This window comes from Mesorhizobium sp. CNPSo 4661 (assembly GCF_057784215.1).
This window is the reverse complement of record NZ_JBWGIO010000053.1, coordinates 1-9,148: the sequence shown is the minus strand read 5'-3', so window position 1 is coordinate 9,148 and position 9,148 is coordinate 1. Positions and strand designations below refer to the sequence as shown.

General features: G+C 60.0%; 4 protein-coding genes, 2 pseudogenes and 1 riboswitch. Of the genes and pseudogenes, 1 reads left to right on the top strand and 5 read right to left on the bottom strand.

Going from position 1 to position 9,148, the window contains the following annotated elements; translation table 11 throughout:
• Positions 1-180: pseudogene (locus tag AC0YKC_RS33610) on the bottom strand (adenosylmethionine--8-amino-7-oxononanoate transaminase); the annotation flags it as partial.
• 617 nt (positions 181-797) lie between these two features.
• Between AC0YKC_RS33610 and AC0YKC_RS33605 the strand changes: the two are divergent.
• On the top strand, positions 798-1,853 hold the full coding sequence (locus AC0YKC_RS33605; RefSeq protein WP_488514194.1) for a cytochrome-c peroxidase: 1,056 nt from the start codon (positions 798-800) through the stop codon (positions 1,851-1,853).
• A gap of 282 nt (positions 1,854-2,135) precedes the next feature.
• Here AC0YKC_RS33605 and metE read toward each other — a convergent pair whose 3' ends face one another.
• The 4 genes and pseudogenes from metE to glyA form a co-directional block, all read right to left on the bottom strand.
• A complete protein-coding gene (metE, locus tag AC0YKC_RS33600) occupies positions 2,136-4,484 on the bottom strand; it encodes a 5-methyltetrahydropteroyltriglutamate--homocysteine S-methyltransferase (protein WP_488514193.1) in 2,349 nt (782 codons plus the stop codon).
• Positions 4,485-4,578: 94 nt separating this feature from the next.
• Positions 4,579-4,779, bottom strand: a riboswitch (cobalamin riboswitch).
• Between the two features lie 1,471 nt (positions 4,780-6,250).
• On the bottom strand, positions 6,251-7,243 hold the full coding sequence (locus tag AC0YKC_RS33595) for an adenosine kinase (RefSeq protein ID WP_488514192.1): 993 nt from the start codon (positions 7,241-7,243) through the stop codon (positions 6,251-6,253).
• Between the two features lie 107 nt (positions 7,244-7,350).
• The gene (metK, locus tag AC0YKC_RS33590) at positions 7,351-8,547 is read right to left on the bottom strand and encodes a methionine adenosyltransferase (RefSeq protein WP_488514191.1); all 1,197 of its coding nucleotides are present in this window, start codon (positions 8,545-8,547) and stop codon (positions 7,351-7,353) included.
• Positions 8,548-8,590: 43 nt separating this feature from the next.
• Positions 8,591-9,148 (bottom strand): annotated as a pseudogene (gene glyA, locus AC0YKC_RS33585) (serine hydroxymethyltransferase); the annotation flags it as partial.

The following is a 9,148-nucleotide window of genomic DNA, read 5'->3' as shown; positions in this document are numbered from 1 at the left end:
GTGTTCCATGACGACGAGGCGCGAGCGTGGCGCGTCGATGTTGCGGAAATAGCCGAGCGCCATCTTCAGCGCGACCTCGACGGCGGTTGAGCCGCTGTCGGAGTAGAACACCCGGTCGAGGTCGGGCGGCGCGAGGCCGACAAGCGCCTCGGCGGGCGGTTCAGGCGATGGGTGAAACACAGTTGGCCAAGCGTCGCTTCATAGTACCGGTTGTCGCCGAAGGCTACGAATGTCCCGAGAGCAATTATTGCGAACGCTTGTCCAGGAATATCATCCATAGCACCGTACTCGCCCATCGTGGCTGTTGACCATTACCGGTGGTCTCGACGTGCGGCTATTTCGCATTCGTCAAGCGTTCTTTGACCGTGAAATCGAAGTCCATGGCCGCTTTCTGGTGCGCGTGAGGAACGGGTATCGAATGTTCATTCGAGGGTCGTTGAGTGGCTGAGGTTCATCATCTTGGGGGGTCGCTACCTCGGCCAGGATTGGGAGCGGACCGCTGGAACCTACCTGAGGGAATCCGCGCGGGGGTTTGCTATTGAAACAGCGGTGGTTCTTCACAGTAGAAGGCGGAAAGAGAATCCAAAATACGGCTCCGGCGCCAGCTTCGGAGCTGACCATCGGTGCCAACCATTTAAGCCAATCGAGAAAGGCGTTCACTTCCCGACCGCTTGCGCTTCTGTCGTGCGGACTGCGGGTGTCAGACCTCCAATTCTCTCCAGCAACTGACCTACCGCAGGGCGTTCACTGACCGCATATCCCAAAATGGCTGCGTACAGCACGCAGGAGATATTATTTTGAAAGCCCTACTTACTACGGTAGCTGTCGCCTTGCCGGTGGCTACCGCTCTTGCTGCGCAGGCGATCCCCGAAGACCTCAAAGAAACGGCACTGGCCACTTTCAAGGCTTTGCCATCCATCACGCCGGCAGTCACCAACAACGCGATCACCTGGGAGAAAATCGCTCTCGGCAAGGCATTGTTCTTCGATCCACGCGTCTCGTCATCAGGCGTTTTCTCATGCAATTCGTGCCACAACTTGGCCACCGGGGGCGACGACAATCGTGAGACTTCGATCGGCCATGGTTGGCAAAAAGGGCCGCGCAACGCGCCCACGGTTTTGAACGCTGTCTTCAACATTGCGCAGTTCTGGGACGGTCGCGCCGAAGACCTCAAGGCTCAAGCCAAGGGTCCAGTGCAAGCCAGTGGCGAAATGGCTAACACGCCGGATCAACTCATCGCCACGCTCAAGTCGATGCCGCAATATGTCGAGTGGTTCAACACCGCTTTCCCGGATGAAGCCGATCGGGTCACATTCGAAAACTTCGCCAAGGCAATCGAAGCCTTCGAAGCGACACTGGTCACGCCAGCCCCCTTCGATGATTTCCTCAATGGTGATGACGCCGCAATGACTCCCGAACAGAAACAGGGTCTGGCGCTTTTCATGGACAAAGGCTGCGCGTCTTGCCATGCCGGTGTCAACGTCGGTGGGGACGGCTACTACCCATTCGGCCTTGTTGAAAGGCCTAGCGCCGACATCCTGCCGGACAAGGACAAGGGCCGATTTGCAGTCACCAATAAGGCGGAGGATTCTTATGTTTTCCGCGTGGCGCCGCTGCGCAATGTAGCACTCACTGCCCCGTACTTTCATTCGGGCAAGGTGTGGGATCTGAAACAGGCCGTCGCCATCATGGGAAAGACACAGCTCGGCCAAGAATTGACGAAAGAAGAAATCGACCGGCTTGTCGCCTTCCTTGAAGCGTTGACCGGAACAGTACCCGACGTTGTCTATCCCATCTTACCGGCCGAAACCGCGACGACGCCTCGACCTGTCTCGCAGATATTGGGGAAGTAAGTGGACTGAGCTTCGGAAAGCCCAACGGTATGACGAACCATCACGGAGGCGAGGCCGCGAGGCGGTCGCGACCGACACCAAGTCCCCGATCAAGGGGCAGGTGATGCTCCCGTCGTTGCCCATCGTGATGGCACCATGCCAGTATGCAGGTGAGGCCGGGCAGATAACATTTAGGCAGCTTATCTAAGGCGGCTTATAGCGTTCTGCTAACCGAGGCGGTTCGCGGAATTTGCGTCACTAAGTGGCCGGTGACGCACCATATAATGACAATCTGGCAAAGCCTCAGGCCTGCACTCTCTCCCGGAGCGCGCGTGCTGCAGCGACCATGTTCACGAGGGCAGGGCGGACCTCCTCCCATTTGCGTGTTTTGAGGCCGCAGTCCGGGTTTACCCAAAGTTGCCGGTCGGAGAGCCGCTCGCGTGCAAGCATGAGGAGGGCCGAAATCTCGGCGACTTCCGGAACGCGCGGTGAGTGGATGTCATAGACTCCAGGACCGATTTCGTTCGGATATTTGGTGCTCGTAAAGGCGTCCAGCAGTTCCATTGCCGAGCGCGATGTCTCAATCGAAATTACATCCGCGTCCAGTTCAGCGATCGCGTCGATGATCGCGTTGAACTCCGAATAGCACATGTGAGTGTGGATCTGGGTCGCGTCCTCTACACCCGTCGAGGCCAGCCAGAAGCATTCGACCGCCCAGTCGAGATAGACTTTGCAGTCGCGCTTGCGCAGCGGCAAGCCTTCGCGAAACGCCGCCTCGTCAATCTGGATTATCTTTGCGCCAGATCTTTCCAGGTCCGTCACTTCATCGCGAATGGCGAGCGCGATCTGGCGGCAGACCTCCGAGCGGGGAATGTCGTCGCGGACAAAAGACCAGGCAAGAATGGTCACAGGGCCTGTGAGCATTCCCTTGACTGGCTTTTGCGTAAGCGACTGGGCGAATTCCCACCAGCGCACCGTCATAGGATTGGGGCGCGATACGTCGCCGAAGATGATCGGGGGACGCACGTAGCGGGAGCCATAACTTTGCACCCAGCCATGCTGGGTGAAGGCGAAGCCGGACAGCTGCTCGCCGAAATGCTGTACCATGTCGTTTCGTTCGAACTCGCCGTGCACCAGCACGTCCAGCCCGATCTCCTCCTGCCAGCGAATGGCAGTCTTGGTCTCGTTCTGCAGGAAGCTGTCGTAGTCGAGATAGCTAAGCTCGCCCTTCCTGTGGGCGGAGCGGGCCTTGCGCACCCGAGGCGTCTGCGGGAATGATCCTATGGTCGTCGTTGGAAACGGAGGCAAGCCTAGCCTGCGGGCCTGGACCCTGGAACGCACGGCGAAAGCGTTCTTTCGTTGCTTCATGCTGTCGTCAATGCCGGCAATCCGACCCTCAACAAGCGGATCATGGACCTTTTCGGACGCTGCGCGAGCAGCAGCAGCCTCGGCAGAAGCCATCAACTCGTCTGCCACTGCATCCCTGCCTTCGGACAGCGCCCTCGCCAGCAGCACCAGTTCGTCGGTCTTCTGCGCCGCGAAGGCGAGCCACGACCTGATGGTGGCATCGAGTGCCGTCTCCATGCGAAGGTCCATGGGCACATGCAGCATCGAGCACGAAGGCGCAATTTCGACGCGGTCCAAAGGCCAGCCGGCGACGATCGGCTTGATACGGTCGAGAATGGCAGGCAGGTTCGCACGCCAGACGTTGCGGCCGTCGATCAAGCCAAGCGACAGCACCAGGTCCTTAGGCGCGAGCCGACCAACCGTCTCCAACTGCTCGGGAGCGCGCGAAAGATCGAGATGCAGGCCGGCCGCGGGCAGCGAAATCGCCGTCTCGAGATTGTCCCCTAGCGCCCCGAAATAGGTAGCTAGCATGATCTTCAGCTCGGGCGCGGCCTTCGATAGCTGCCCATAGGCAAATTCAAACGCAGCTCGCTCGTTCGAGTTTAGATCCAGGACAAGCGTCGGCTCGTCGATCTGCACCCAATCGGCTCCCGACAATTTCAACCTCCGCAGGAGCTGCTCGTAGACGGGCAGAAGCCGTGGCAGCAGCGCGATGGGATTGAACCCTTCGGCAGGTGACTTCGCCAGTTTGAGGAATGTGACAGGTCCAAGGATGACTGGGCGTGTGTGAATGCCGAGGGCTTTGGCCTCGAGGAAGTGATCAACTGGTTTTGTCGACGAGAGGGCGAACGTCTGATCATCGTCGAGTTCCGGCACGATATAGTGATAGTTGGTGTCGAACCATTTGGTCATTTCCATCGCGGTCAGGGCAGGGCCAGCCCCACGCTCGTGACCAGAGTGCCCGCAGCTCCCCGTCTGACCTTGGTCGCCGCGGGCCATGGCGAAGTAGATGTCGAGCGGGAGCTCGCCGCCACGCCAGGCGTATCGGGACGGCACTGCGCCGACCATAGTTGCAGTGTCGAGAACATGGTCGTAGAGCGAGAAGTCGTTCGACGGAATTTTCAACACGCCGCGATCGCGCTGCTCTTCCCAGTTGGCGGCACGCAGCGCTTTCGCAGTCGTGAGAAGGTCGGCAGCGGAAGATTTTCCGGACCAGTAGCTTTCAAGCGCGAATTTCAGTTCCCGCCGGCGACCGAACCGCGGAACACCGAGCGTCGCGACAGGAATTTGCTGAGAGACAGTCATGCCATACCCCGATGGTTGGGGCGTGGGGGACGGGAGGCGCTTCGTAGACCGGCACGAAGCGCCGGGCTGCTGCGGCCACCGGACACCCCGCCCGTGGACATAGTTCGTCGTGGCAGGTCTCCTGGCTCGCGGGGTCATAGCTTCTCCCCGTCTTCCCGAGGCTGTTCGCCTCAGTGACATGAGTGGGGTTGGCTCACTCGCTAACAGTTGCGGGGGCAGCGCCGGCCTCGCACCGGCTTCCCTCTTAGCTCCATGCGGCAGTGCCGTACGAAGAACCACGGCACCCAGACAATCACAGCAGGGAACCGTGTGTCAATGCCGCATAAAGAAATGTTTATGTCATTATGTGAAAAGTTGATGTTTTCGCAGAAGGCCGCAACGAGCGAGTAACTGCGAACGCGCTGATCGACTGGCAAGGCAGACCATACATTGACCCACCCCATGCCCAGTAGACATAGCAGCCTCCGGCCAGCTGCTGTTCGAGCCTACCACGGCCTGCCAAATTGGCGGCGTCGTCCGATCGCCTACATGCGGGCGATCATCAATGGCTATCATTAGCGGCGAATCGAAGGGCCCGCGTCCCTGGCTTGCTGAAATCCAAAGGCCAAGACACATGACGCCTCAGCAAGGTGCCAATGTCTCTTCTCAGGTCAGACCTTTCTGCCCGCATTTGGCGGATCCGGCTCTGCACACGTTGCACTCATACACAAGGGACCGGCCGCGGGTATTCTGCCCGCTCGAAGCGTAAAAGCGCCAAAAGGCAAAGCTTGCTCGACGCCAAAACCAACAAGATTTCGCTCTCGGGGCTTGCCTAGAAATCTTTGACACAGACCCCACCATTTCTGGTGCGCCTGTCGTATTTCCCTTGAGTGTTGCACGGTAGAGTGACTGCGTTTCGTCGCGTGCGCGGCAGAACCGCAGACGGTGCGCGATAGGGCCGGAGGAAATAAGGCGGCGTAGACCGTCACGCTTTTCAAACGAGACATTCTCCAGGAGGGGATCGTCATCATCTATCCGGCTGTCGGGAGGCTCAGCCGGCTGAGAGGACGAGGCAATATGCGGTCAAGAGATGAAGGGCAAGGTCGACGCCAGGCAGCAGCACTGGACGTCGCCCCAAAATGGCGGGCCGGTCGCGCAATTGAGCCGCCATCACGAGATTTTCGCGGCCGTGGAGGCTTCGCTGTCTGCTGTCCGCCGGATGAAGCGCCCAGTAGATGAGGCCGAACGGGGCAGCCCGTGGTCGAAGCGGGTGCGACGAGGGATAGGAAGTTCGATGCCTCTGCAGGACAAAATATCAGGCAGTCGAGGAGCGCTTTCGAGGCGCTATGCCTCCTGCCGGCGCTCCCTCCGACAGCTGGCTGGGCCAGTCCGAGTTGCTGCATTTCACCCATCATGCAGACCCGGAGTGTGTAGAAAGCAAAGATGTCGAAGCGGCAATGAAGGCACCGCGTTGATCCCCTCCGGCGCGGCGCGGGGATGCGCCCCGGATGAATGCACTTCGTCGGGACGAGACTGAACAGCAGCAACCCAGGAGCCGCTAACAGGAGACTGTTCACAAAATCCCCCTCTACACGAGCGGCATCAACCTTGGCGTTCAGTCAGGCGGTCCACTACGACCGTCATCTCGTCAGCGGCGCCGCCATTTTCCTGTCTCGAAAGGTGCAGACATAGCTTTGATCCTACTGCCTCGGACCTTGAGATCTCTATTTGCCCGCGCGGGTCATTGGGACAGCTTGCACCGGGTGGGATCTGATCTTGCGCGCCACCTAAACCAGCCCGGCTTGCTCGGCCTCTCGGCGCAGGTTCTGGCGCGGGCGCGGGCCGATCTGCTGGATCACCAGCCCGGCGGCCAGCGAGCCGAGGTCGCCGCAATCCTTGAGGCTCAGTCCGGCGGTGTAGCCGTAAAGGAAGCCGGCTGCATAGAGATCGCCGGCGCCGGTCGTGTCGACCAGTTCCTTGATCTCCGTCGCCTGGATGGTGACGGTCTCCTCGCCGCGCACGATGACCGAGCCTTTTTCAGAACGGGTGACGGCGGCTATTCTGCAATCCTTGCGGATGGCGGCGAGCGCTTCCTCGAAAGAAGCGGTCTGGTAGAGCGATTTGATCTCGTGGCTGTTGGCAAAGACGATGTCGACGGTGCCCGAGCGCATCAGCTCGAGGAACTCGTCGCGGTAGCGGTCGACGCAGAAGGAATCCGACAGCGTCATCGACACTTCGCGCCCCGCTGCATGCGCCAGCTTGGCGGTCTGCCGGATCGCTTCCTTGGCGCGCGGCGGATCCCACAGATACCCCTCGAAATAGGTCACTCTGGCGCCGGACGCCTTGTCAGCCTCGACATCCTCGGGCCCCAGCTCGACGCAGGCGCCGAGATAGGTGTTCATCGAACGCTCGCCGTCGGGCGTGACGAAGATCATCGAGCGTGCGGTCGGCGGCTCGCCCGCGAGCGGGCTGGTGTCGAAGGCCACGCCCTGGGCGTGGATGTCGTGCGTGTAGATTTCACCCAGCGCGTCGTTCGACACCTTGCCGAAGAAGGCGGCCCGTCCGCCGAGGCTGGCGACGCCTGCCGCCGTGTTGCCGGCGCTGCCGCCGGAAGCCTCGATCGCCGGTCCCATGCGGCTGTAAAGCAATTCGGCTCGCCTGGCGTCGATGAGGTTCATCGCCCCCTTGATGATGCCGTTGGTCTCGAGAAAAGCCTCGTCGCACTGCGCGATGATGTCGACAATGGCATTGCCGATGCAAAGCACGTCATACTCCGGCATCAAAATCTCCGCCAAGAACCCACCCCGGCTATCTGGCATGCCGGCCGGGCGCGGGTCTGGCCAGTTGGAATGGACTTTTCGCTTCCCAATCCGCTCGGCGCCGGCCCTCACGGGGCGGCGAGTCCTGCCTCGCGACGCAATTCGTCCGCTCTGTCGGTCCTCTCCCAGGTGAACTCAGGCTCTTCACGGCCGAAATGCCCGTATGTCGCTGTCTTACGGTATATCGGGCGTAAGAGATCAAGCATCTTGATAATGCCCTTTGGTCTGAGATCGAACAGCTCAAAAATGAGGCGCTCGATCTTACTTTCCGCAACCCTCGCCGTCCCGAAAGTATTGACCATGACGGAAACCGGACTGGCCACGCCGATCGCGTAAGCAACCTGCACCTCGCAGATGTCCGCAAGTCCCGCAGCGACGATGTTCTTCGCGACATAACGAGCCGCATAGGCAGCCGAGCGGTCAACCTTGGACGGGTCCTTGCCCGAAAAAGCGCCGCCGCCGTGACGCCCCATCCCGCCGTAGGAATCGACGATGATCTTGCGTCCAGTGAGGCCGCAGTCACCGCGTGGCCCACCGACTACGAACCGCCCCGTTGGGTTGACCAGAATTCGGATACCTTCACTGTCCAGGTGGGGCGGTAGGACCGGCTTTATGATTTCCTCAATCACGCCCTCGCGGACCGTCTCTTGGGATACCTGCTCATCGTGTTGCGTCGACACGACGATGGTGTCCAATGCGATGGGGCGCAGGCCTTCATAGCGCACCGAAACCTGAGATTTCATGTCAGGACGCAACCAGCTGAGTTCTCCAGTCTTTCGCACATCCGCCTGTCTTTTTGTCAGGCAGTGGGCGAGTTGGATCGGCAAGGGCATCAGAGTATCGGTCTCGCGGCATGCGTAGCCGAACATGAGGCCCTGATCTCCCGCTCCCTGGTCGAGATCCTGCCCTCTGCCCTCGTCAACGCCCTGGCTGATGTCGGGCGACTGCTCGGTGATGGCCACAACCACGGAGCACCGCCGGCCGTCAAAACCGATGGCCTCATCATCGTATCCGATATCGAGAATGGTATTGCGGGCAACTTGGCTGTAATCCACCCTTGCATTGCTGGTAATTTCGCCTGCTAGAACGACCGTCCCTGTTTTCACCAAGGCTTCACACGTCTTAACCAACGTTTCGCAAGCGACGCGCGCTTTCGGATCGAAGCGGAGCAACGCATCGAGAATGGCATCCGAGATGTTATCGGCCAACTTATCCGGGTGGCCGGCGCCAACCGACTCAGAAGAGAACACGAACTGCCTAGCCATGAAATGCCTCGTTTCCGGTGTTAAAGTTGTCGGGGCGCTTTGCTCAACTGCCTTGCCTGTCGGTGATACCCGGCACCTCGAACGCCGTGCACAGGTCGGCAACGTCTCTTCGCACGCGGGCATGGAGACCTTCGTCGTCTGGCCGCCGGAGGATGGAGTCAATGAAGCCAGCGATCTGCACCATTTCTCCGTCGCGCATACCCATGGACGTTACCGCGGGCGTCCCCAACCGAATTCCGCTTGTGAGCGCCGGATGCCGCCGGTCGCCCGGCACCATATTGAAGTTCGTGATGATGCCGGCCTTTGCCAGTCGCTCGGCATAGGCCTTTCCGGGCAATGGTCGCTCCCGAAGATCGAGGATCAGCATGTGATTGTCAGTCCCGCCCGTGACCAGGTCATAACCCCGCTCCATGAGCCCCTGTGCCAGGGCCTTGGCATTCTTGACGATCTGTTGGCCGTAGCTACGGAAGGACGGGTTCGCGGCTTCCTGCAAAGCGACAGCTAGCGCAGCGATGACATTCATATGGGGCCCGCCTTGCAGTTGAGGGAAGACCGCCCGATCTATTCGCTTGGCGAGATTGACTTTGCTGTTTGGATGATA